The organism is Microbacterium sp. UBA7513, from assembly GCF_002478345.1.
Taxonomy (GTDB): Bacteria; Actinomycetota; Actinomycetes; order Actinomycetales; family Microbacteriaceae; genus Microbacterium.
The window spans coordinates 204,202-227,187 of the sequence record NZ_DLNJ01000002.1; the positions used below are offsets into that span (position 1 = coordinate 204,202).

Consider the following 22,986-nt stretch of genomic DNA (forward strand, 5'->3'; position numbering starts at 1 on the left):
AGGCTGATCCGGTGAACGATGCGACGGTCCTGAAACGCGGGCCCCGCGCCCACGCGGCATTCATCGGCATCGGCCTTCTCGCCGGCCTCCTCTCCGGTCTCTTCGGCGTCGGCGGCGGCACCGTCATCGTCCCGTTGCTGGTGCTCCTGCTCGCGTTCGACCAGCGGCTGGCGGCCGGGACGTCGCTGGCGGCGATCGTCCCGACGGCGACCGTCGGGGTCATCTCCTACGCGGCGTCGGGCTCCGTCGCCTGGATCCCGGCGCTGATCCTCGCCGCCGGGGCCGTGGTCGGCGCGCAGATCGGCACCCGCCTGCTCCCGCGGATCTCGCAGACCGCCCTCCGCTGGGGCTTCGTCGGCTTCCTCATCGTCGTGATCGTGAGTCTCTTCCTCGTCATCCCCTCGCGCGACGCCGTCTTCGAGCTCACCTGGCTGACCGCGATCGCCCTGGTGGCCGTCGGCGTCGGCACGGGCGTCCTGGCCGGGCTCATCGGCGTGGGCGGCGGTGTGATCGTCGTCCCGGTGCTCATGCTCGCGTTCGGCACGAGCGACCTCGTCGCCAAGGGCACCTCGCTGCTCATGATGATCCCGACCGCGCTCTCCGGCACGGTCGGCAATCTCCGCAACCGCAACGTCGATCTCCTGGCCGCGCTGCTCATCGGCGTCTCGGCGTGCACCACGACGGCCCTCGGCGCCTGGCTGGCGACCGTCGTCGACCCGACGGTCGGCAACCTCCTCTTCGCCGCCTACCTCGTCGTGATCGCGGTGCAGATGGCCCTCAAGGCCGTCCGCGGGCGTCGGCGCGGCTGACCGTCCGTGAGGATGAAGAGATCTTCATCCTCACCTCATCTCCTCCTCATCCGCCCCGGGCACGATGGAGGCATGAGCACCGCACGACGCATCCTGATCCCCGGCGCGCTGATCGCGGTGCCCGTGGCGTTCGCGATCGGGAGTGTCGCGCTCGCGCAGATGCCGGCGTCCCCCCGGCTGCCGGACACCCCGCTCACCGTCCGGCTCGCGACGCCGACGCCGACGCCCGTTCCCACGCCGACACCCACGGAGTCGGTCGCCCCCGCCCCCGCCCCGCCGCCCGCGCCGGCCCCCGCGCCGGCTCCCGCACCGGCTCCGCCGGTGGACGACGACGATGACGACGACGGAGGCGACGATGACTGAGCCCCAGGCCCCGCAGAGACCCGGCGCCCCGCTGCGCACCCTGCGCCGCCGCACGCTCCCCGCCCGCTGGCGGATCACGCTCTGGATCATCCTCAGCACCATGATCACCGTGCTGGCGATCGGGCTCATCGGCCGCAGCGTCTTCCTCGCCGCGGTCGAGCAGACGGCGAACGGCGAGATCGAGCAGGAGGCGGCGGAGTTCGCGCGTTTCGCGGAGGACGCCGCATCGGGAGGGCTCACGACCGCCGAGGAGCTGCTGCGGGAGTACGTCGCCCGCCAGTCCGTGCACGAGGACGAGGTCGTCATCGCGGCCCTCGACGGCACCCCGATCGCGGTCGCCGAGGACGGCGGCGCGCGCACGCTGGAGACCCACGCGGCGCTGGTGGAGCGGATGCTCACGGACACCGCGGTCTCCGGTGCCTTGGCGACGCCCGAGACCGGCCCGGTCCGCTGGGGACGGATGGACTTCACGGGCGGAGGACAGGACGGAGCGGTGCTCATCGTGCAGTTCACCGCGGAGCCGCGCGCACAGGTCGACCGCAGTTTCGGGGCGATCGCCTGGGTCGCCCTCATCGGGGTGCTCCTCAGCTCCGGCGTCGCCTGGCTCGTCGCCGGTCAGATCCTCGCGCCGGTCCGGGAGGTCTATCGCGTGGCGCGGGACATCGGCGAGCACGACCTCACCGCGCGCGTCCCCGTCGAAGGCAGCGACGACATCGCCGCCGTCGCCACGACGTTCAATCAGATGCTCGACCGGCTGGAGGCCGTGCACGCCACGCAGCAGCGCTTCGTCGACGACGCGGGTCATGAGTTGCGCACGCCGATCACGATCGTCCGCGGTCACCTCGAGCTCCTCAGCGAAGACCCCGAGGAGCGCGCGGCGACCCTGCGCCTCGTCAGCGAGGAACTGGACCGCATGAGCCGGATCGTCACGGACCTCCTGGTGCTGGCGCGCGCGGAACAGCCCGACTTCGTGCGCCTCGCCGCCTGCGACATCGCGACGCTCACACTCGACATCGAGGCGAAGGCGCAGATGCTGGGCGAGCGACGCTGGCAGTTGATGGAGGTCGCCGAAGGCGTCGTCCCCCTCGATCCGCAGCGCGTGACGCAGGCGGTGCTCCAGCTCGCCGCCAACGCGGTCCAGGTCACCGCGGACGGCGACACGATCCGGATCGGCTCGCGCTTCGAGGGGGACGGCCCCGAGCGGCGGCTGCGGCTGTGGGTGCAGGACACCGGTCCCGGTGTGGCACCGGCCGACGCCGAGCGCATCTTCGACCGGTTCACCCGCGGGGACAGCGCCGGTGCGCGACGCGGCTCCGGGCTCGGCCTCGCGATCGTGCGGGCCATCACCGACGGGCACGGCGGCTCCGCCTGGGTCGACAGCGTGCTGGGCGAGGGGGCCACGTTCGGGATCGACGTGCCCGCACCCGTCCTGGACACCGGCGAGATCGAAGGGAAGAGCTGACATGCGCCGCATCCTCATCGCGGAGGACGATCCGCACATCACCTCCTTCGTCCGTCGCGGACTCCGCGCCGCGGGCTACGACACCGCCGACGCGACCGACGGCCACACCGCACTGCTCATGGCCCGCAGCGGGCTGTTCGACCTCGTCGTCCTCGACATCGGCCTCGGCGGCATCGACGGCTTCGACGTCCTCGCCCACCTCCGCGGCGAGGGGGTCTCCACGCCGGTCGTCATCCTCACGGCACGGGACTCCGTGATCGATACCGTGCGAGGTCTCGAAGGGGGCGCGAACGACTACATGACCAAGCCGTTCCAGTTCGCCGAGCTGCTCGCCCGCGTGCGGCTGCGGATCGGCGACGGGGAGGGCCGCAGCGGCGGGGCCGCGCTCACGCATGGCGACGTCAGCGTGGACGTGCGGTCGCGGACGGTGACCGTCGCCGGCGAGGTGCGCGAGCTGACGTCCCGCGAGTTCGCGCTGCTGGAGGTCTTCCTGCAGAACGCCGGTCAGGTGCTCTCCCGCGACCAGCTCATCGGCCACGTCTGGGGGATGGACTTCGATCCCGCGTCCAACGTCGTCGACGTCTATGTGCGCGCGCTCCGCGGCAAGATCGGGACCGACCGCATCGAGACGGTGCGGGGTGCGGGGTACCGGTTCCGATGAACGATCCCGTCGCTCTTCCCGCCTCGGCGGCACGCACCCGCTTCGCGACCGTTCCTCCGCGACGCACCGACCCCCTCCCGATCATCCACCGTCCGGATGCGGTGAAGCCGCGACGCGCCCTGCGCCTCATCGGTCTCGTGCTCGTCGTGGCGATGGGTGCGGCGATGGTCATCGGCGCACTGGGCCCGGGCGCGAGCGTGCGCGGGATCACGGTGCCGATCGCCGTCACGCTGACGGTGTTCCTCCTCGCGGTCTGGGCGTGGAGCGCGACGCGTCTCGATGACACCCTGGTGGCGTTCCTCGCGGCGATCGCGCTCATCGTCGCCGGCGTCCTCCCGGTCGACGAGTTCTTCGCATCCCTCGGAGACGAGACGATCTGGCTGCTGATCGGCGCGTTCGTGATGGCGGCAGCCGTCTCGACCTCCGGGCTCCCGCTGCGCGCGGCCGCGCACCTCGTCCGTTTCGCTCGTGGCCCCCGCAGCCTGTTCCACCTCACGACCGTCGCGCTCACCCTCTCGGCCTTCGCGGTGCCCGCGACGTCAGGGAGGGCGGCGCTCGCGGTCCCGGTCTTCGGAGCCCTGTCGACGGCGCTCGACGGGCGAGGGCGCGTCATCCGGGCCCTCGCGCTGCTCATGCCGACGGTGGTGCTCCTCTCGGCCGTCGCCTCGCTGCTCGGCGCCGGAGCGCACATCATCACCGATCAGCTCCTGCGGGCGGCGGGAGAGTCCGGCTTCTCCTTCCTCTCGTGGCTGTGGCTCGGACTGCCGCTGGCGGTGGTCTCGTCTCATCTGGCTGCGGAGCTCATCCTCTGGCGCTTCGTCGACCGCGACGACCGCGCCGCACCGGTGCGGGTGACCACGGACGACATCGAGAAGGCCGCCGGCCGGCAGGTGACCGGTCCCCTCACCGCGCTGGAGCGCCGCGCGGCCCTCCTCGTCGGCGCGGCGATCGTGCTGTGGAGCAGTGAGCCTCTGCACGGGATCCCCCCGGCGCTCGTCGCGCTGTTCGGTGCCGTCGCGGCCGTCACCCCGGGCATCGGCTGCACCACCCTCCCGGCCGCGGTCGCGCGCGTGCCCTGGTCGCTGCTGCTGTTCCTGGCCGCTACACTCGCGCTCGCCACGGCGCTCACCGACTCGGGGGCGGCCGCCTGGCTCAGCACGACCGCCCTCGAGCCTCTACGCGGGCTCGGAGCGGCGGGTGCCGTCGGTTTCCTCCTCGCCGTGATCGCCCTGTCCACGCTCGCGCACCTGCTCATCCCCTCCCGTTCCGCGCGCTCGGCCGCGATCATCCCCGCGGTGATCGCCCTCGCACCGGGACTCGGCGTGGAGCCCATGGCCGCCGCCTTCGCATCGACGGCGGCGGCCGGGTTCTGCCACACCCTGCCGAGCTCCGCCAAACCGGTCGCGATGTTCGCCGATCCCGAGGTCGTCTCCGGCGGCTTCGATGCCTCCGACCTGCGCCGGCTGTCCGTGGTGCTCGCGCCGGCCATGTTCGTCCTCGTGGCTGTCTTCGCCCTCTGGATCTGGCCGCTCCAGGGTCTGCCGCTGCTGCGCTGACCACCGTCACCGCTGTTCCGCGTGCGCCGCCGGCGTACCGGTGTCCGTCGTGCCCGCACCCGGGCTGTCTCGCGCCCCCGGGCGCAGAAGGAGGTCCTCATGTCCATCCACGCTCCCCAGCGCATCCTCGTCGCCCCGAGCGGCTTCAAGGAGAGCCTCGGCGCCGACGCCGTGGCCCGAGCCATCGCGGCCGGCGTGCGCCGCGTCATCCCCGGCGTGCGCGTCGACGAGTTCCCCGTACCCGACGGCGGCGAGGGGACGGCGGCCGCGCTCGCCGCGAGCACCGGGGGCGCGCTCGTGCCCGCGACCGTGACCGGACCGGTCGGGGAACCGGTGGTGGCGCACTGGGCGCGCCTCGGAGGGGCGGCGCGCGGGACCGCGGTGGTGGAGATGGCGGCCGCGGCCGGGCTCCGACTCGTGCCGCGCGACCGTCGCGATCCGGCGGCCACCACGACCTCCGGGGTCGGACAGCTCATCGCCGCGGCCCTCGACGACGGCGCCGAGCGCATCGTGGTCGGCTGCGGCGACTCGGGGACGAGTGATGGGGGAGCGGGTGCCTTGACGGCGCTGGGCGTGCGCATCCTCGACCGGGCGGGCCGTGTCGTCCCAGCGGGCGGCGGACATCTGGCGGAGGCCGCGTCCCTCGATTTCTCGGGCGTGCACCCGCGGCTCGCCGAAGTCGAGATGGTCCTCGCCTGCAACATCCACAACGTGCTCTGCGGTCCTCGCGGGGTGGCCAGGGTGTTCGGCCCGCAGAAGGGGGCGTCGCCGGCGGAGGTCGAGCGGCTCTCGGACGCGCTCGACGCCTGGGCCACGCTGCTGGAGGAGCAGAGCCCCTTCGGAGGCGGGATGGACGTGCGTACCGGTGGGGGGACCGGCGCCTCCGGAGGGCTCGGTGCGGGGCTCGCCGCCGCTTTCGGCGCCCGGCTCGCACCCCGCTTCGAGGTGCTCCTCGACGGCGGGCTGATGCCGCACGACCTCGACGCGCTGATGGGGGAGGCGGACCTCGTGATCACGGCGGAGGGCGCGATCGACTTCCAGACGCCGCGTGGCAAGGTCCCGGCGGAGATCGCGATGCGCGCCCGCGTCGCCGGGGCGCCGGTGCTCGGTCTGGCGGGTTCGCTCGGACGCGGCGCCCCGGCCGTGCACGACATCGGCATCGACGCGATCGCCTCCATCCTCACCGTGCCGATGCCGCTGGAGGAGGCGGTGGAGCACGGGGAGGAGCTGCTCCGTGATGCTGCCGAGCGCACCATGCGTCTCGTCCTGCTCGGCTCGGCGATGTCGGCCAGAGCCGCCTGAGGGCTTTTCGGACGGCCCGCCGCGCGGCGGGCCGTCCGTCGCCCTCGGTAGGATCGACGGGTGGCAGTGAACCAAGAACTCGTCGGCCGGGAGTTCCCGCCGACCGCCCCCTACCTCGTCGGGCGGGAGAAGGTGCGCGAGTTCGCGCGCGCCGTCTTCGCCGACGCCCCCCAGCACACCGACGTCGAGGCCGCCCGTGCGGCGGGCTTCGCCGACGTCGTCGCGCCGCCGACCTTCGCGATGGTCCTGCAGGACCTCACGCTGCAGCAGCTGCTGGCCGAGCCGGATTCCGGCATCGTCCTGGCGCGCACCATCCACGCCGAGCAGCGGTTCCGCTACACCAGGCCGATCGTCGCGGGAGACGAGCTGACGGCGCAGCTGCGCGTCACCGGCATCCGCATGATGGGCGGCAACGCCATGATCACGAGCGAGGCCGAGATCACCGACGACGGGGGCGCGCATGTCGTCACCGCCACCAGCGTCCTGCTCGTCGGTGCCGAGGAGGAGACCGCATGAGCGCGTTCACCGTGGGAGACGTGCTGGCCGAGCGCACCGTGCACCTGACGAGAGAGTCGCTCGTCCGCTATGCCGGTGCCTCCGGAGACTTCAACCCGATCCACTACCGCGACGACGTCGCCGCCGCGGTGGGCCTTCCCGGCGTGCTCGCGCACGGCATGCTGACCATGGGCATCGCCTCCTCGGTGGTCGTGGCGGCGCTCGACCCGCAGACCCGGATCCTCGACTACGGCGTGCGCTTCACCAAGCCCGTGGTGGTCGACCCCGAGACCGGCGCCGACGTGCACGTCGTCGCGACGGTCGGCGCGGTGGACGACGAGTCCGCGCGCATCGACCTCAAGGTCACGACCGGCGACACCACCGTGCTCGTCAAGGCGCAGCTGCGCGTCGCCGTCCGATGAGCGACGTCGAGCCGATCCGGCTGTCCGAGCTCACCACGCTCCGCACCGGCGCCGCCCCCGCGCGCATGCGCGAGGCGACGACGACGGCGGAGCTCGTCGCCGTCCTCCGGGAGACCTGGGCGGAGGGCGACCCCTGGCTGGTGCTCGGAGGGGGGTCGAACCTCTTCGTGGGCGACGAGCCGTTCGAGGGCACCGTCATCCGCATCCGGACGAGCGGCATCGAGGAGCTCCCGTCGCCGCACGCCGGCCGCCTCCGCCTGCGCGCGCAGGCCGGACACGGCTGGGACGACCTGGTCTCCTACGCGGTCGAGCGGGGCTACGCCGGGCTCGAAGCCATGAGCGGCATCCCCGGCACGGTCGGCGCAGCGCCCGTGCAGAACATCGGCGCCTACGGACAGGAGATCCAGGAGACCCTGGTCGAGGTCGAGCTGATCGACGAGGACTCCGGCGAGATCTCCACTGTTCCGGCGACCGAGCTCGGGCTCGGATTCCGCACCTCGGTGCTCAAGCACCATCACGGGAGCGCGCCGCAGCGCCGGGCCGTGATCCTGTCTCTCACGGTCGATCTCCTCGTCGCCCGCGAACGCGTGGTCCGTGGGGAGCAGCTGCGCCGCGCTCTCGGTCTGACCGACGACACCCCGGTGCCCCTGACATGGGTCCGAGAGCGCATCCTCGCCACGCGCGCATCGAAGGGCATGCTGCTCGACGCCGACGACCCGGATACGCACGGGGTCGGCTCCTTCTTCCAGAACGCGATCGTCACGGCCGCCCAGGCCCGGTCCCTCCCGCCGGAGTGCCCGCGTTGGCCGGTCGCCCCTGACCTCGATGCCGTGACCGTCATCCCCCTCGCCTCCTACGACGGACACGTGCCGCCGACGAAGACCGAGGCCCCGGACGTGAAGGTGAGCGCCGCCTGGCTCATCGAGCAGGCCGGCATCCGCAAGGGGTTCACGCTGCCCCGCTCGCGGGCGTCCGTCTCGACCAAGCACGCCCTGGCGCTCACCAACCGGGGCGGCGCCACGGCGGCCGAGGTCGCCGAGCTCGCCCGCTTCATCCAGAACCGCGTGCACGCCGAATTCGGTCTGGTGCTGCAGCCGGAGCCCGTGCTGGTGGGCGTCGACCTGTGACGAAGCTCGAGCGGGTGTCGCGGACGCAGGCCGTCGTGGACGGACTGCTCGATGCGATCATCGCGGGTCGGCTCGAGGCCGGACAGCCGCTGCCTCCCGAGGGGGAGCTGGCGGAGCAGTTCGGGGTCTCCCGCCTCACGATGCGCGAGGGCGTCCGCCTCCTGCAGGCGCAGGGCGTGATCGTCGCGGTGCCGGGCACGCGACACCGCATCGCGCCGACCGACGAGTGGACGGGCCTCGACGCGGTCGTGCGGCACGCCCAGAGCGCGGGTGCTCGGGAGCGCTCCTCGCTGGAGATGCTCGAGATGCGCATGATGTTCGAGACCGGGGCGGCCGAGTTCGCGGCGGGGCGGCGCACGGAGGAGCACCTCGCCGAGATGGCCGCGCTCCTCGCGGAGATGCAGGCGGCGCACGAGCGGGCCGACGTGGACGCCTTCGTGGCCGCGGACCTCGCCTTCCACGACGTGATCATCCGCGCGGCGGAGAACCGCATCCTCGTCGCCTCGATGCGCCCCCTGACGACGATGCTGCAGGCGACCCGCAGCGAGACCAGCGCCATCCCGGACATCCGTGAGCACGCGCTGGCCGAGCACGCGGCGGTGCTGGAGGCGATGCGGACCGGGTCCGGTGCGGCCGCCCGCCAGGCGATGCGCAGCCACATGCGCCAGACCCGCGACGACCTGCTGCACTACGTCCACGGTCGCTGACCGCACGGCTGCCATCGGTTTGGAGCCGTGGTGATCGTGGGGTACGCTCGTCGTTATCTGATATCGGATAACGATGCAGATCCCCGGTCCGCGGCCCCCACCACGGACCCTCTCCGGAACGAAGGAGTTCGTGTGCACATCGACGACCTGCTGGCCCCCCTGCCCGCACCCGTCGCCGTCACCGCGGCCGATGTCCGCACCGAGGTCGACCCCGCCGACGTGCTCCTCGTCCTCGACGACGACCCGACCGGCACGCAGTCGGTCGCGAACCTCCCGGTCCTCACCCGATGGGAGCGCGCCGATCTGGACGAGGCTCTCGCGACAGGCGCCGCCGCCGTGTATGTGCTCACGAACACCCGGTCCCTCGACGAGGACGCCGCCGCCGCCCGCAACCGCGAGATCGTCGACGTGGCCCTCGCCGCCGCCGAGGCCCAGGGGCGGCGCGTCACGTTCGTCTCCCGGGGCGACTCGACGCTGCGCGGCCACTTCCCGCTCGAGACCGACGTCCTCGCCGCGGAGATCGGATCCCGCACCGGCCACGCCCCCGCGCTGACCCTGCTCGTGCCCGCGTTCCCCGACGCCGGCCGGATCACGGTCGACTCCGTGCACTACTGGGTCACCGACGGCGAGGCCACCCCGGTCGGCGAGACGCCCTTCGCGGCGGACGCGACCTTCGGCTACGCCTCATCCGATCTTCGCGCGTGGGTCGCCGAGAAGACGGGCGGACGCATCCCGGCACCGGCGGTCGCGGGTCTCGACATCCGCACTATCCGCGCCGGGGTGGACGCCGTTGCCGGCTTCCTCGAGGCGCTGCCCGACGGCACGGTCGTCGCGGTCGACGTGGTCGAGGAATCGGACATGCGCGTCGTCGCGCTCGCGCTGCACCGCCTGCGGGACCGCGACGTGCTCCTCCGAGTCGGCCCGCCCTATGTGCGCGCGCACATCGGACAGGAGATCGCCGAGCCGGTGCGCGCGGAGGACATCCCCTTCGCGCATGACCGCGGCGGTCTCGTGGTCGTCGGCAGCCACGTGCCGCTCACCACCGCTCAGCTCGAAGCACTCACGGCGGCACGGCCGAACACCCGCACGATCGAGCTCGACGTGCGCGCCCTCATCGGCTCTGAGCGCGAGACCCATCTCGAGACGCAGGCCCACGCCGTCGCCGAGGCGCTTGCCACGGGAACCGTGATCGTGCACACCACCCGCGAACTCGTCACCGGCTCCGACGGCGACGAGAGCCTCGCGATCGCCCGCCGCATCTCCAGCGGCGTGGTCGAGCTCGTGCGTCGGGTGCTCGCCATCGCCCCGCCCCGCTTCGTCATCGCGAAGGGCGGCATCACCTCCAGCGACGTCGCGAGCGAGGCCCTCGAGATCCGCCGGGCCACCGTGCTCGGCCCCATGCTGCCCGGCCTCGTCTCGCTGTGGCAGCCGGAGACCGGTCCCGCGGTCGGCATCCCGTACGTCGTGTTCGCCGGCAACGTCGGCGACGCGGACTCCCTCGTCACGGTCGTCGCCACGCTCGCAGGCGACGATGGAAACAACCCGGAAGGACACTCATGACATCCACCGTCGCTGTCATCGGACTCGGCGCCATGGGGCTGCCGATGGCCACCCGCCTCGCCGAGCGCTTCGCGGTGCGCGGCTTCGACATCGCCGCCGAACGCGTCGCCCTCGCCGCAGAGGCGGGTGTCACGCCGGCGGCGTCCGCAGCCGACGCCGTGGACGGTGCCGACGCGGTGCTCGTCGCCGTCCGGACCGGCCAGCAGCTCGAGGCGCTGCTCTTCGGCGAGGACGGGCTCGCCCCGCACCTCGCCGACGGCGCGGTCGTGATCCTCACCAGCACGGTGGGCACGGACGGCATCGACGCCATCGCCACCCAGCTCGCCGCGCACGGTGCGCAGCTCGTCGACGCCCCGCTCTCCGGTGGCCCGGTCCGTGCGGGGGAGGGTGACCTCCTCATCGTCGTCGGCGCCACCCCGAGCGCTCTGGAGACCGCGCAGCCCGTGCTCGACCAGCTCGCCTCCACGCTGTCCATCGTCGGCGACAAGCCCGGCGACGGGCAGGCCCTGAAGACCGTCAACCAGCTCCTCTGCGGCGTGCACATCGCCGCGGCCGCGGAGGCACTCGCGCTCGCCGACGCCCTCGGGCTGGACCGCGCGCGCACGCTGGACGCGCTGACGGCCGGTGCCGCGAACTCCTTCATGCTCGGCAACCGCGGTCCGCGCGCCCTGCAGGCCTACGACGAGGACGGCGCCGAGGTGCTCAGCCGCCTCGACATCTTCGTCAAGGACCTCGGCATCGTCGGCGACGCCGCCCGCCGGGCGCACCTGTCCACGCCGGTCGCCGCCGCAGCCGAGCAGCTGTTCCTCCTCGGCGAAGCGCAGGGCCTCGGCGCCCTGGACGACTCCGCCGTCATCCGCGTCGTCGCACCCGAACGACTGTCCTGAGCGCGACGTCGCGCCCTCACTGAAAGAAGAGATCCAGAGATGCTTCCTCTTCCGATCCTCATCCTGATCGGCCTGGCAGGCCTCGGCCTGCTGCTCCTGCTCATCATCCGGTTCAAGATGCAGGCGTTCTACGCCCTCATCCTCGTGTCGATCATCGTCGGCATCGCGGCAGGCCTGCCGCTGACCACGATCCCCGCCGACGGCGATACCCCCGAGCAGCTCGGCGTCATCCAGGCGATCATCGCCGGTGTCGGCGGCACGCTGGGCTCGGTGGCGGTGCTCGTCGCCCTCGGCTCGATGCTCGGCAAGATCATCGAGCTGTCCGGCGGCGCCGAGTCGCTCGCAGGCCGCTTCACCAGCTGGCTGGGCCCGAAGCGCGTCGGCATCGCGCTCGTCATCGCCGCCGGCATCCTGGCGATCCCGGTGTTCTTCGACGCCGGCTTCATCATCCTCATCCCCATCGTGTTCGCCTTCTCGAAGGTGGCCGGTCTCAACCCGATCAAGTTCGGCCTGCCGGTCGCGGGCATCATGCTCGCGGTGCACGTCGCGGTACCCCCGCACCCGGGCATCGTCGGCGGTTCCGCGATCCTCGGCGCCGACATCGGCTGGGTCACGATCTTCTCCCTCGCGATCTCCGTGCCCCTCGGCGTGCTGTCCTACCTCGTGGCGAAGTGGATCAACACCCGCGAGTTCGCGATGCTCGCGGCCACCAAGGAGATGTACGACAACTTCGGCACGGAGAAGTCGACGCTCACCGGCGGGCTCGGCGAGGGCGAGAAGGCGCCGGGTGCCGGCACGGTCCTCGGGCTCATCCTCCTGCCGCTCGTGCTCATCATGCTCGGTACCGCGGTCGCGCCGCTGTTCGAGGCGGGCACGTTCTGGAACGGGTTGCTCAGCATGGTCGGTCAGCCGATCTTCGCCCTCATGGTCGCGATCGCCGCCGCGATGTACCTGCTCGGCGTGCGCCGCGGCTGGTCGGCCGCGCACCTCGGCGAGGTCATGGAGTCGGCGCTGCCGGCCGCCGCGGTCATCATCCTCGTCACCGGTGCCGGTGGTGCCTTCGGCCGGGTCCTGACCGAGACCGGGATCGGTGGAGCGGTCGCCGAGGTGCTCGCGTCCAGCGGGATGCCTCTGCTGCTCGCGGCCTTCCTCATCTCGCTCATCATGCGTGCCGCCCAGGGGTCTGCCACCGTCGCGATCGCCACGACCGCAGGGCTCCTGCTGCCGTCGGTCTCCGCGATGGAACTCGATACCGTGCACACCGCGCTGCTCGCGGTCGCGATCGGCTACGGAGGCCTCGGTCTCAGCCACGTGAACGACTCGGGCTTCTGGGTGGTCACGCGGTACCTCGGTCTGTCGGTGAAGGACGGCCTGCGCACCTGGACGCCGCTCACGACGGTGCTCGGCGTGGCCGGGTTCGCGCTGACCTGGATCCTCTACGCGGCGATCCCCGTCTCCTGACCGCGCTCGCACGAACGGCCGTCGCCTCCGGGCGGCGGCCGTTCGTCGTTCCCGTCGGGTGGCCGCCGGAGCCGCCGCCGACTACGCTCGCGGGATGAGCGGACTGATCCCGTACCTGCTGTTCCCCGGCAACGCCGCAGAAGCGCTCGGCCACTACCGCGACGTCTTCGGAGGGGAGCTCCAGGTGATGGACTACGCGAGCGCCGGTCGTCACGACGGTCCGGGTGACGCGGTCGCGCACGGCCAGCTCGGCGGGCCAGTCGAACTCGCCGGGGCCGACGCGGGCGCCGATGACGACGCGGTGCAGATGAGCGGGATGTTCCTCTCGCTCCTCGGCACCGCCGATCCAGGGACGCTCACCCGCTGGTACGACGAGCTTTCCGCCGCTGGCCGGGTGATCGATCCGCTGCAGCAGCGCCCGTGGGGAGATGTCGACGGCACCCTCGTCGACCGCTACGGCATCCGCTGGCTGATCGGCTTCCATCCCGAGGACTGACCCGAGACCCCGGCTTCGCGCCGAGACCCCCTCGTACCTGCGCAGGTACGAGGGGGTCTCGGCGCTAAAGCGGGGTCTCGGGTCAGGAGGAGAACAGACGCTGGAGGCGCTGCACGCCCTCGAGGAGCTGGTCGTCGCCGAGCGCGTACGACATGCGGATGTAGCCCGACGGACCGAAGGCCTCACCGGGGACGACGGCGACCTCGGCCTGGTCGAGGATGAGGTCGGCGAGCTCCAGCGACGTCGTCGGGGTGACGCCGCCCCACGTGCGACCGAGCAGACCCTGCACGTCGGGGTAGACATAGAACGCGCCGAGCGGGTTCGGGACCACGAGCCCGTCGATCTTCGACAGCTCCGACACGATGAGCTGACGGCGGCGGTCGAAGGCCTCGCGCATCTTCTCGGCCTCGTCCTGCGGGCCGTTGAGAGCCGCGATCGCCGCCTTCTGCGCGACGTTGTTCACGTTGCTCGTGAGGTGCGACTGCAGGTTGCCGGCGATCTTGATGGCGTCGGCCGGACCCACCATCCAGCCCACACGCCAGCCGGTCATCGCGTAGGTCTTGGCGACGCCGTTGACGAGGATCGTCTGGTTCGCGGCCTCCGGCACGGCCTCCACGATCGAGGTCGCCTTCACGCCCTCGTAGGTGAGGTTCTGGTAGATCTCGTCACTGATGATCCAGATGCCGTGCTCCACCGCCCACTCGCCGATGGCCTTCGTCTCCTCGGCGGTGTACACGGAGCCGGTGGGGTTCGACGGCGACACGAACACGAGCACGGTGGTGCGGTCGGTGCGCGCCGCCTCGAGCTGCTCGACGGTCACCTTGTACTCCTGGTCGGCGCCGGCGAAGACCTCGACGGGGGTGCCGTCGGCGAGACGGATCGCCTCCGGGTAGGTCGTCCAGTACGGGGCCGGGAGCAGCACCTCGTCGCCGGGGTTCACGACCGCCTGGAACGCCTGATACACCGACTGCTTCCCGCCGTTGGTGACGATGATCTGCCCGGGGGAGACCTCGAGTCCGGAGTCGCGGAGCGTCTTGGCGGCGATCGCCTCACGCAGCGCCGGGAGCCCGGGAGCGGGGGTGTACCGGTAGCTCGCGGGGTCGGCCAGTGCCTCGGCCGCCGCATCCACGATGAACTGCGGCGTGGCGAAGTCGGGCTCGCCCGCGGCATACGAGATGACGGGCTTGCCCTCGGCCTTGAGGGCCTTGGCCTTGGCGTCGACCTTCAGGGTCGCGGACTCGGCGATGGCGGACAGCTTGCGGGAGAGTGGAGCGCGTTCGGTCACGGTTACGAGCGTACTCGGGTCGATGCGGCGGGTGAGGTGTGGGATGACGCCAAGATCCGAGGTTCTTTCGGGTTCGACAGGTCAGTCGGTCGTGAGGCCGTGCGCCTGAGCGACGGCGTCCAGCGTGATGCGTCCCCCCTGCACGTTGAGGCCCTTCGCGAGGGCGGCGTCCTCGGACGCCGCCCGCTCCCAGCCCTTCGCCGCGATCGCCGAGACGTAGGGGAGCGTGGCGTTCGTCAGGGCCCGCGTCGCGGTCGTCGGCACGGCCCCCGGCATGTTCGCGACGCAGTAGTAGATCGAGTCGTGCACGGCGAAAGTCGGGTCGTCGTGGGTCGTGGGACGGGAGCCCTCGAAGCAGCCGCCCTGGTCGATCGCGATGTCGACGAGCACGGACCCCGGCTTCATGGCCGCGACCATGTCGTCGGTCACCAGCTTGGGGGCCGCGGCGCCGGGGATGAGGACCGAGCCGATCACGAGGTCCGCCGTCGTCAGCTCCTCGGCGATGTCGTACCGGCTCGAGGCGCGGGTCTCCAGCGCGCCGCCGTAGCGGTGCTCGAGCTCGCGCAGCCGGGGGAGCGCCACGTCGACGACGGTGACCTTCGAGCCGAGTCCGAGGGCGTTCGCGGCGGCGTGCTCGCCCGCGACGCCGCCGCCGATCACGACGGTCTTCGCCCGCGGGGTGCCGGCGATGCCGCCCAGCAGCATGCCGCGGCCGCCCTGCGAACGCAGCAGTGAGTGGGACCCCATGATGACGGAGAGGCGGCCGGCGATCTCGCTCATCGGCACGAGCAGGGGCAGCGTGCGATCCGGCAGCTGCACGGTCTCGTAGGCGACGGCGGTCGTGCCGGCCGCGACGAGCGCCTCGGTCAGCGGGCGGTCGGCCGCGAGGTGGAGGTAGGTGAACAGCGTGAGGTCGGGACGGAGGAAGCCGTACTCCTCGGCCACGGGCTCCTTGACCTTGATGAGCAGATCAGCCTCGCCCCACGCGTCGGCGGCCGTCGCGACGATCTCCGCCCCGGCCGCGCGGTAGGCGTCGTCATCGATGCTCGACCCGACGCCGGCACCCGACTGCACGAGCACCCGATGGCCTTCCCGCACGAGCCGATCGGCGCCGGCCGGGGTGAGGGCGACGCGGTTCTCGTTGTTCTTGACTTCGGTCGGGACGCCGATCTTCATCGATCCTCCAGGTGTCGGGGCGCAGGGTGCAGACAAGGATCGCAGAAACGTCGAGACATCGACAGATTCGATGAAGACTCTTCGGCGAAGGCTTCGATCCTGAATAATGCTTCGTATGAGCACCGCCGCCGCGTCGTCCGAGCCGAACAGCGTTCGGGCCCCCGCGCTCGACCCCACCGACGCGCGGATCGTGCAGCTCCTCACCGCCGACGGGAGGATGACGAACGCCGAGCTGGCCGGACGACTGGGAGTCGCCCCGTCGACCGCGCACGCACGCCTGCGCGGGCTGATCGAGCGCGGGGTCATCACCGGTTTCCACGCGAGCGTCGACGAACGCGAGCTCGGCGCCGGACTCCAGGCGATCATCGGCGTCAGCCTGCGCCCGGCCGCCCGGCGGGAGAGCATCGTCGAGTTCGCGGATCGCGTACGCGCGCTGCCGCAGGTGATCCAGGTGTTCTTCCTCGGCGGAGACGACGACTTCCTCCTGCACATCGCGGTCGCCGACTCGTCGGAGATGCGCGAGTTCGTGCTCGAGCACCTGTCCGCGCAGAGCAGCGTGGCATCGACCCGCACGAGCATCGTGTTCGACTACCACCGCAACTCGGTCGCCGCGTCGTTCCACTGAGTCGGCGCGCGGCGACTCAGGTCTCGAACGAGGAGGGGACGGCGCAGTAGTCGGCGAAACGCCGGGTGGGATGGGCCGGATCGGTCACGTCGACCAGGGCGTTCGCGGCGGTGTGCGGGGCCTCGTCTCCGGCGAGCTGCCAGAGGACGTAGTTCCACATCCCGCGTGCGCTCGGCGACACGATCGCGCCCGGTCCGGACACGAGGAGCACGGCATCGCTGTCGGTGGCGCGGAACGGCCCCACGACGTCGGTGCGCAGGGCGGCTTCCTCCCCGTCGGCGGTGTGTGCGCGCTCGACGGTCTGGCCGGCGGCGGTGAGAGCGGTGGCCAGGCCATCCGCGGCCGTGCGCGAACGCTCGGCGTCCGCCCCGGCGACCGCGACCAGCCGTCGCCCCCGCGGATAGAGGTGCAGGAACTCCTCGGCGATGCTGTCCCAGACGGCGCTCATGGCTCCAGGCTACGCCCGGCGGGGAGCGTGCGGGCCGGGTGGGACGTGAGGATGCCGCGGGCCTGGAGGCCCGCGGCATCCCGGCGTCGTCAGTCCTCGTCGACCAGGAACCGGCTGTAGGCGCTCAGGGTGAGGAAGGTCGGGAACTCCTCGCGGAGGGCGACCTCGCGGAAGATCTCGGCGGCGTCGTCGAAGCGGTCGCCCTCGCGTCGCTCGACCTCGTCCAGCACCTCGCCGATCAGCCCTTCGACGTACTCGACCGTGATGGGCGTGCCGTCCTGCGTGGTGCGGTCCTGGTGGATCCACTGCCACACCTGCGAGCGGCTGATCTCCGCGGTCGCGGCATCCTCCATAAGGTTGTCGATCGCCACCGCGCCGAGCCCGCGCAGCCAGGCCTCCAGGTAGCGGATGGCGACCGAGACGTTGTCCCGCACGCCCTGCGCCGTGATCGGCCGACCGATGTGCAGGTCGAGCAGGTCGCGCGCCTCCACGTGCACGTCGTCGCGCTGGCGGTCGATCTGGTTCGGGCGGTCTCCGAGCACGGCGTCGAACTCGGCCTGCGCCGTCGGGATCAGATCCGGGTGGGCGACCCAGGTGCCGTCGAAGCCGTCTCCGGCCTCGCGCTTCTTGTCGGCCGACACCTTCTCGACCGCGCGTGCTGTCACCTCAGGGTCGCGGCGGTTCGGGATGAACGCGCTCATGCCGCCGATGGCGAAGGCGCCGCGCTTGTGGCACGTCTGCACGAGCAGCTCGGTGTACGCCCGCATGAACGGCACCGTCATCGTGACCTCGCTGCGGTCGGGGAGCACGAAGCGGGCGCCGCGGCCGCGGTAGTTCTTGATGATGGAGAAGATGTAGTCCCAGCGCCCGGCGTTGAGGCCCGCGCAGTGGTCGCGCAGCTCGTACAGGATCTCGTCCATCTCGAACGCGGCCGGGAGCGTCTCGATCAGCACGGTCGCGCGGATGGTGCCGTGCGGGATGCCGATGTACTCCTCGCTGAACGAGAACACGTCGTCCCACAGCTTCGCCTCTTCGCTCGACTCGAGCTTCGCGATGTAGAAGTACGGGCCGAGGCCGCCGTCGATCAGCGCCTGCGCGTTGTGCAGGAAGTAGAGGCCGAAGTCGACCAGGGAGCCGGACGCCGAGGTGCGGCGGCCGGAGCGGTCGATGAAGGCGAGGTGCTTCTCCGGCAGATGCCACCCGCGCGGACGCATCACGATCGTGGGGGTGCGCTCGGCGGTGACGCGGTACTCCTTGCCCTCGGGGGAGGTGAAGGAGAGCTCGCCGCGGATCGCGTCGCGGAGGGACAGCTGCCCCTCGATGACGTTCTTCCAGGTCGGGCTCGTGGCGTCCTCCTGGTCGGCGAGCCAGACGCGAGCCCCGGAGTTCAGGGCGTTGATCGTCATCTTCGGGTCGGTGGGGCCGGTGATCTCGACGCGCCGGTCCTCGAGCCCGGGGCCGGCGCCGGCGACCTGCCAGGTGATGTCCTGGCGGATGTGCGCGGTGTCCTCGCGGAACTGGGGGTCGTGCCCGTTGCCGATCTCGAAGCGGCGACGCATCCGGTCGGCCAGCCGGTCATGGCGGCGGGAGGCGAACCGGTGGTGGAGCTCGGTGAGGAAGGCGATCGCCTCCGGGGTGAGGATCTCGTCGTAGCGGTCGCGCATGGGGCCGGTGATCTCGATCGCGGGCCCCTGCCGGGTCGTCTGAATCGGTGCGGTGGTCATGATGGTGTCCTTTGCCTTATGCCGAGCCCCCGGGTTGTCGTCGAGACCCCGGGCTCCCGGCGTGTGCGGGGCGGGGTCTCGACGAGAACCGGGGGTCTCGGGGGAAGTGGGGGGAGAAATACGGGGGAGAATCAGTGGAACTGGGCGGTCTCGGTGGAGCCGGCGAGGGCCAAGGTCGCGCTGTCGGGGTTGAGCGCGGTGGAGATGACGTCGAAGTAGCCGGTGCCCGCCTCGCGCTGGTGCTTGGTGGCGGTGTAGCCGTCGGCCTCGGCGGCGAACTCGGCCTCCTGCAGCTCGACGTAGGCGCTCATGGCGCGCTCGGCGTAACCGCGGGCGAGGTCGAACATGGAGTGGTTCAGGGCGTGGAACCCGGCCAGGGTGATGAACTGGAACTTGTAGCCCAGGTCTGCCAGCTCCTGCTGGAACGTCGCGATCTCGGCGTCCGACAGGTGGCGCTTCCAGTTGAAGCTCGGCGAGCAGTTGTAGGCCAGGAGCTTACCGGGGAACTGTGCGTGGATCGCCGCGGCGAACTCCCGGGCCAGCGCGATGTCCGGCTCCCCGGTCTCGACCCAGAGCAGGTCGGCGTAGGGGGCGAACGCGAGGCCGCGGCTGATGACCGACTCGATGCCCGGGCGGATCCGGTAGAAGCCCTCCGAGGTGCGCTCGCCGGTGGTGAACTCCCGGTCCCGCTCGTCGACGTCGCTCGTGAGTAGGTCGGCGGCGAGGGCGTCGGTGCGGGCGATGATGACGGTCGGCACGCCGGCGACGTCCGCCGCGAGGCGCGCCGCGTTGAGCGTGCGGATGTGCTGCTGGGTGGGCACGAGCACCTTGCCGCCGAGGTGGCCGCACTTCTTCTCGCTCGCGAGCTGGTCCTCCCAGTGGATGCCCGCGGCACCGGACTGGATGAGGGACTGCGCGAGCTCGTAGGCGTTGAGCGGCCCGCCGAATCCAGCCTCGGCGTCGGCGACGATGGGCGCGAGCCAGTCCTGGGTGACCTCGCCCTCGGCGTGCTCGAGCTGGTCCTGCCGAAGCAGGGCGTTGTTGATGCGGCGCACGACCGCCGGCACCGAGTTCGCGGGGTAGAGCGACTGGTCGGGGTAGGTCTGACCGGCGAGGTTGCCGTCGGCGGCGACCTGCCAGCCGGAGAGGTAGATGGCCTTGAGGCCCGCGCGCACCTGCTGGACGGCCTGGCCACCGGTGTAGGCGCCGAGAGCCCGGATGTAGTCCTCCGTGTGCAGGAGGTTCCAGAGGTTCTCCGCCCCGCGGTGGGCGAGGGTGGCCTCTTCGCGGACCGAACCGCGGATGCGGAGGACGTCCTCCGCGGAGTAGGTGCGCTCGACGCCGTCCCACCGGGGGTCGGTGTCCCAGATCTCCTGGAGCTCCGCGGCCGTCTGAACCTGATCGCCGGCGCGCAGGCCGGCGGGGCGCGGGGTGGGGGTCGCTGCGGTGTTCGTCATGGTGTCTCCTCGGATGGGAATCGGCGTCGGTGCCGATGGCGTGCCTCCACTCTGTGTGAAGTTCCCCTGCTCTCCCACGCTGAATCGAGGAGAAGTTTGCGCGAATTTCTGTTTTCGTGACAGACTCAGCCCTCACGCACCGCTCGCCCAGGCTGGTGGGATCAAGAAGGATCCCGGCAAAGCCTCGCGCGGAGCATTCCCGATCCGGCACCGACGCGGACGGCGGGCTGAGAGGAGCCGACATGGACGACGCCACGGAAGAGACCGACGCCCTTACCGTCGGACGACGCATCCGCCAGCTGCGCACAGCACGGGGCCTGACACTGGAGGAGCTCGCCGCCGCGGTCGATCGGGCGCCGAGCCAGCTGTCGATGATCGAGACGGGCAAGCGCGAGCCCAAGCTCACCCAGCTCCAGGCCATCGCCCGTGCCCTCGGGGCGACCATCGACGCGCTGCTTTCCGGGGAACCACTCGACGAGCGCAGCGCGATCGAGATCGCGCTGGAGCGAGCGATGAAGGGGCAGACGTTCCAGGCGCTGGGCATCGCGCCGTTCCGCATCGCCAAGAGCGTGCCGACGGAGGCGCTGAAGGCGCTGCTCGCCCTGCAGGGTGAGATCGACCGCCTCAAGGACGAGCGCGCGGCGACGCCCGAGGAGGCGCGACGTGCCAACGTGGAGCTCCGACACCTGATGCGGCGCCAGGACAACCACTTCGCCGACCTCGAGGCGAAGGCGGCCGAGATCCTCGCGGCCGTCGGCCATCCCGGGGGGCCGCTCACCCAGCGCACCGCCTCCGAGATCGCGGCGTACCTCGGCTTCACCCTCCACTACGCCTCCGACCTGCCGCAGACCACCCGCAGCGTCGCCGACCTCGCCAACGGACGGCTGTATCTGTCGAGCAGCGTGCCGGCGAAGGGGGATGCCCGCACCGCCGTGCTGCAGGCGCTGTCGAGTCGCATCCTGGGGCACGCCGAGCCTCGCAGCTACGCCGAGTTCCTGCGTCAGCGCGTCGAGACGAACTACCTCACCGGCGCCCTGCTCATCCCGGAGGGGCACGTCGTCCCCGCCCTGAAGGATGCGAAGCAGCGGCGCGCGATCTCCGTCGAAGACCTCCGTGACGCGTACTCGGTGTCGTACGAGACGGCGGCGCACCGGTTCACGAACCTCGCCACGCGGCACCTCGACATCCCCGTCCACTTCCTCAAGGTGCACGAGTCGGGCACGATCACGAAGGCGTACGAGAACGACGACGTGAACTTCCCGACCGACCGCCTTGGCGCCATCGAGGGGCAGATGTGCTGTCGGCGGTGGACCTCCCGGGTGGTGTTCGACGAGGAAGACCGCTTCAACCCGTACTACCAGTACACCGACACCGGGAACGGCACCTACTGGTGCACCGCCCGCGTGGAGGCATCGAGCGAGGGCCTGCACTCGGTCAGCGTGGGCGTGCGGTTCGACGACACGAGGTGGTTCGTGGGCAGGGACACCCCGCACCGCGGCGTGTCGAAGCACTCGGTCGAGGTGTGCTGCCGTCGGGCTCCCGCCGAGCTGGAGGAGCGGTGGCGCGAGAACTCCTGGCCCAACGTGAAGACGCCGCGCACGCTGCTGGCGACGCTGCCCACCGGCGCATTCCCCGGGGTGGACACCACCGACGTGTACGAGTTCCTGGAGTCTCACGCGCCCCGGTGATCCCGCTCGGTACGCTCGGTCGATGAGCAGCGATGTCTTCCCCGGTCCCTTCGGTCCGATGCCCGACGCGGGTGGCGCCGCGATCCTGTCGATGCCCCCGCGGGCGGATGCCCCGGGACCGGTCCGGTTCGTCGACGGCTTCGAGCCTTTCGCCGCATTCGCGCGGAGCCAGGGGGTCGACCCCGCGATGCTGGCCGGCGACCTCGCGGCGACGTGGGACTTCGTCGCCGGTCATCCTGAGGTGCTCGAGAGCGAGACGCTGGCCACGGCGGCGGCGCGGTTCGTGGGGAACGTCATCGCGGTCGTGCACCCCGCCGCGACATGGCGGATGACGAGCGAGCCGGAGATCGGGACCAACACCCTCTCGATCCCGGTGGCGGGCCTCGTGCAGGGGATGGTGCAGCAGCCCGACCAGCGGGATGCGTTCCTGCAGATGCTTGTGTCGTGGGAACAGGACGACATCGACGACGAGGAGATGAGGGCGCTGTCCGCGCAGGATTCCGCTCCCGCTGCCGTCATCGTCCCGGCGCGCGCGTATGTCCGGCCTGCTCTCCCGATCCTGACCTTCCACGACGACCGCGGCGAGGTCATCCGCTACGGACACCGCTGGCCCGACGGCATCGCGCCGGAGGAGTCGTACTCCCAGGAGTCCCACCCGGAGCGCTTCGCACCGCTGTCTCTCGTGGTCGACGCGCTCGTCGAGCACCTCTCCCGCGAGTACGTGGTCGAGGTGCGGCGAGAGGTGGGGGAGGACGGGGCGGAGCGCATCGTGCTCGCACCGGCGCGTGGTGCGCAGATCACGATCACGCCGGCCGTTCCCTCCGTCTGCGTCGAGGCCGGCGCCCTGTTCCACGCGATCGTTCCGTCGTGCATCTGCGATGCGTGCGATGAGACCGCCGAGACCGCGGCGGACGAGCTGGAGCGGATCCTGATGTCGATCGCCGCTGGCGGTTTCCGGGAGGAGTACCCCGTCGGTCGCCGTGCGTGGCTGTACACGGAGGTCCGGTCGCCGGACGGCGAGCGGCGGGAGAGCAGCTCGGGCCCGCTCCCGGAGCTGCCCGCGGAGGAGCGGGAGCGCGCGACCGCCCTGCTGCGCGGGCTCGACGACGGCTGGTGGCCCGCCTGGCCGCTCCGCGAAACCCCCGCCTGAACCCGGACCCGACACGGACCGACCCCGGCCCCACCTCTGCGATCCCGTCCCGTTCGTGCCTCGCCTGCACGACGGGGTTGCGCGTGCACGACCCAGTGGGCGGCAGGGTCGTGCGTCCGTGGCCG

22 protein-coding genes are annotated in these 22,986 nt (G+C 71.6%); 17 read left to right on the top strand and 5 right to left on the bottom strand.

Features of this window, described 5'->3' with window-relative positions; all coding sequences use genetic code 11:
- Positions 1–11 precede the first annotated feature (11 nt).
- From B2W79_RS01210 to B2W79_RS01275, 14 genes are all read left to right on the top strand, one after another.
- Positions 12–809 (top strand): sulfite exporter TauE/SafE family protein, encoded by a 798-nt coding sequence (locus B2W79_RS01210; RefSeq protein ID WP_292786107.1) that lies wholly within the window; start codon positions 12–14, stop codon positions 807–809.
- A gap of 72 nt (positions 810–881) precedes the next feature.
- Positions 882–1,172: a hypothetical protein gene (locus tag B2W79_RS01215; protein WP_071328944.1), complete on the top strand. Its 291-nt coding sequence runs from the start codon at positions 882–884 to the stop codon at positions 1,170–1,172.
- Entirely contained in the window at positions 1,165–2,634 is a 1,470-nt protein-coding gene (locus B2W79_RS01220) for a sensor histidine kinase (RefSeq protein WP_071329129.1), read from the top strand. Before B2W79_RS01215 ends, B2W79_RS01220 begins: the two co-directional genes overlap by 8 nt.
- Before the next feature lies 1 nt (position 2,635).
- The gene (locus tag B2W79_RS01225) at positions 2,636–3,295 is read left to right on the top strand and encodes a response regulator transcription factor (protein WP_062632846.1); all 660 of its coding nucleotides are present in this window, start codon (positions 2,636–2,638) and stop codon (positions 3,293–3,295) included.
- Positions 3,292–4,851 carry an SLC13 family permease gene (locus tag B2W79_RS01230; protein ID WP_292786112.1) on the top strand — a complete coding sequence of 520 codons (1,560 nt, stop codon included), beginning with the start codon at positions 3,292–3,294 and terminating at the stop codon, positions 4,849–4,851. Before B2W79_RS01225 ends, B2W79_RS01230 begins: the two co-directional genes overlap by 4 nt.
- Positions 4,852–4,950: 99 nt before the next feature.
- Positions 4,951–6,153 carry a glycerate kinase gene (locus B2W79_RS01235; RefSeq protein ID WP_292786114.1) on the top strand — a complete coding sequence of 401 codons (1,203 nt, stop codon included), beginning with the start codon at positions 4,951–4,953 and terminating at the stop codon, positions 6,151–6,153.
- 60 nt (positions 6,154–6,213) lie between these two features.
- A complete protein-coding gene (locus B2W79_RS01240) occupies positions 6,214–6,669 on the top strand; it encodes an FAS1-like dehydratase domain-containing protein (RefSeq protein ID WP_036292129.1) in 456 nt (151 codons plus the stop codon).
- Positions 6,666–7,070: a MaoC/PaaZ C-terminal domain-containing protein gene (locus B2W79_RS01245; protein WP_060921254.1), complete on the top strand. Its 405-nt coding sequence runs from the start codon at positions 6,666–6,668 to the stop codon at positions 7,068–7,070. Before B2W79_RS01240 ends, B2W79_RS01245 begins: the two co-directional genes overlap by 4 nt.
- A complete protein-coding gene (locus tag B2W79_RS01250; protein WP_071328941.1) occupies positions 7,067–8,197 on the top strand; it encodes a UDP-N-acetylmuramate dehydrogenase in 1,131 nt (376 codons plus the stop codon). Before B2W79_RS01245 ends, B2W79_RS01250 begins: the two co-directional genes overlap by 4 nt.
- The gene (locus B2W79_RS01255) at positions 8,194–8,904 is read left to right on the top strand and encodes a FadR/GntR family transcriptional regulator (protein ID WP_292786119.1); all 711 of its coding nucleotides are present in this window, start codon (positions 8,194–8,196) and stop codon (positions 8,902–8,904) included. The genes B2W79_RS01250 and B2W79_RS01255 overlap by 4 nt, the downstream gene beginning before the upstream one ends.
- Before the next feature lie 132 nt (positions 8,905–9,036).
- Entirely contained in the window at positions 9,037–10,464 is a 1,428-nt protein-coding gene (locus B2W79_RS01260; RefSeq protein WP_292786121.1) for a four-carbon acid sugar kinase family protein, read from the top strand.
- Positions 10,461–11,351, top strand: coding sequence for an NAD(P)-dependent oxidoreductase (locus tag B2W79_RS01265; protein ID WP_071328939.1), 891 nt, complete (start codon positions 10,461–10,463; stop codon positions 11,349–11,351). Before B2W79_RS01260 ends, B2W79_RS01265 begins: the two co-directional genes overlap by 4 nt.
- A 39-nt stretch (positions 11,352–11,390) precedes the next feature.
- A complete protein-coding gene (locus tag B2W79_RS01270) occupies positions 11,391–12,812 on the top strand; it encodes a GntP family transporter (protein WP_292786123.1) in 1,422 nt (473 codons plus the stop codon).
- Between the two features lie 94 nt (positions 12,813–12,906).
- A complete protein-coding gene (locus B2W79_RS01275) occupies positions 12,907–13,308 on the top strand; it encodes a VOC family protein (RefSeq protein WP_292786125.1) in 402 nt (133 codons plus the stop codon).
- An 82-nt stretch (positions 13,309–13,390) separates the two neighbouring features.
- Here the strand turns inward: B2W79_RS01275 and B2W79_RS01280 are convergent, their stop codons facing one another.
- A complete protein-coding gene (locus B2W79_RS01280) occupies positions 13,391–14,593 on the bottom strand; it encodes a pyridoxal phosphate-dependent aminotransferase (RefSeq protein WP_071328936.1) in 1,203 nt (400 codons plus the stop codon).
- Positions 14,594–14,674: 81 nt separating this feature from the next.
- Positions 14,675–15,769 carry an alanine dehydrogenase gene (ald, locus tag B2W79_RS01285; RefSeq protein ID WP_071328935.1) on the bottom strand — a complete coding sequence of 365 codons (1,095 nt, stop codon included), beginning with the start codon at positions 15,767–15,769 and terminating at the stop codon, positions 14,675–14,677.
- A 106-nt stretch (positions 15,770–15,875) separates the two neighbouring features.
- On the opposite strand from ald, the gene B2W79_RS01290 reads away from it, so the two are divergent.
- Positions 15,876–16,394: an Lrp/AsnC family transcriptional regulator gene (locus B2W79_RS01290; protein ID WP_292786129.1), complete on the top strand. Its 519-nt coding sequence runs from the start codon at positions 15,876–15,878 to the stop codon at positions 16,392–16,394.
- Between the two features lie 16 nt (positions 16,395–16,410).
- Here the strand turns inward: B2W79_RS01290 and B2W79_RS01295 are convergent, their stop codons facing one another.
- From B2W79_RS01295 to aceA, 3 genes are all read right to left on the bottom strand, one after another.
- On the bottom strand, positions 16,411–16,842 hold the full coding sequence (locus B2W79_RS01295; RefSeq protein ID WP_071328933.1) for a hypothetical protein: 432 nt from the start codon (positions 16,840–16,842) through the stop codon (positions 16,411–16,413).
- 89 nt (positions 16,843–16,931) lie between these two features.
- Positions 16,932–18,566, bottom strand: coding sequence for a malate synthase A (gene aceB / locus B2W79_RS01300; RefSeq protein WP_292786132.1), 1,635 nt, complete (start codon positions 18,564–18,566; stop codon positions 16,932–16,934).
- A 131-nt stretch (positions 18,567–18,697) separates the two neighbouring features.
- Positions 18,698–20,023 (bottom strand): isocitrate lyase, encoded by a 1,326-nt coding sequence (aceA, locus tag B2W79_RS01305; protein WP_292786134.1) that lies wholly within the window; start codon positions 20,021–20,023, stop codon positions 18,698–18,700.
- A 242-nt stretch (positions 20,024–20,265) separates the two neighbouring features.
- Between aceA and B2W79_RS01310 the strand changes: the two genes are divergently transcribed.
- Positions 20,266–21,711, top strand: a complete 1,446-nt coding sequence (locus tag B2W79_RS01310) for a helix-turn-helix transcriptional regulator (RefSeq protein ID WP_292786136.1) — start codon at positions 20,266–20,268, stop codon at positions 21,709–21,711.
- Positions 21,712–21,733: 22 nt separating this feature from the next.
- On the top strand, positions 21,734–22,861 hold the full coding sequence (locus B2W79_RS01315) for a DUF6226 family protein (RefSeq protein WP_292786138.1): 1,128 nt from the start codon (positions 21,734–21,736) through the stop codon (positions 22,859–22,861).
- Positions 22,862–22,986: the final 125 nt, after the last annotated feature.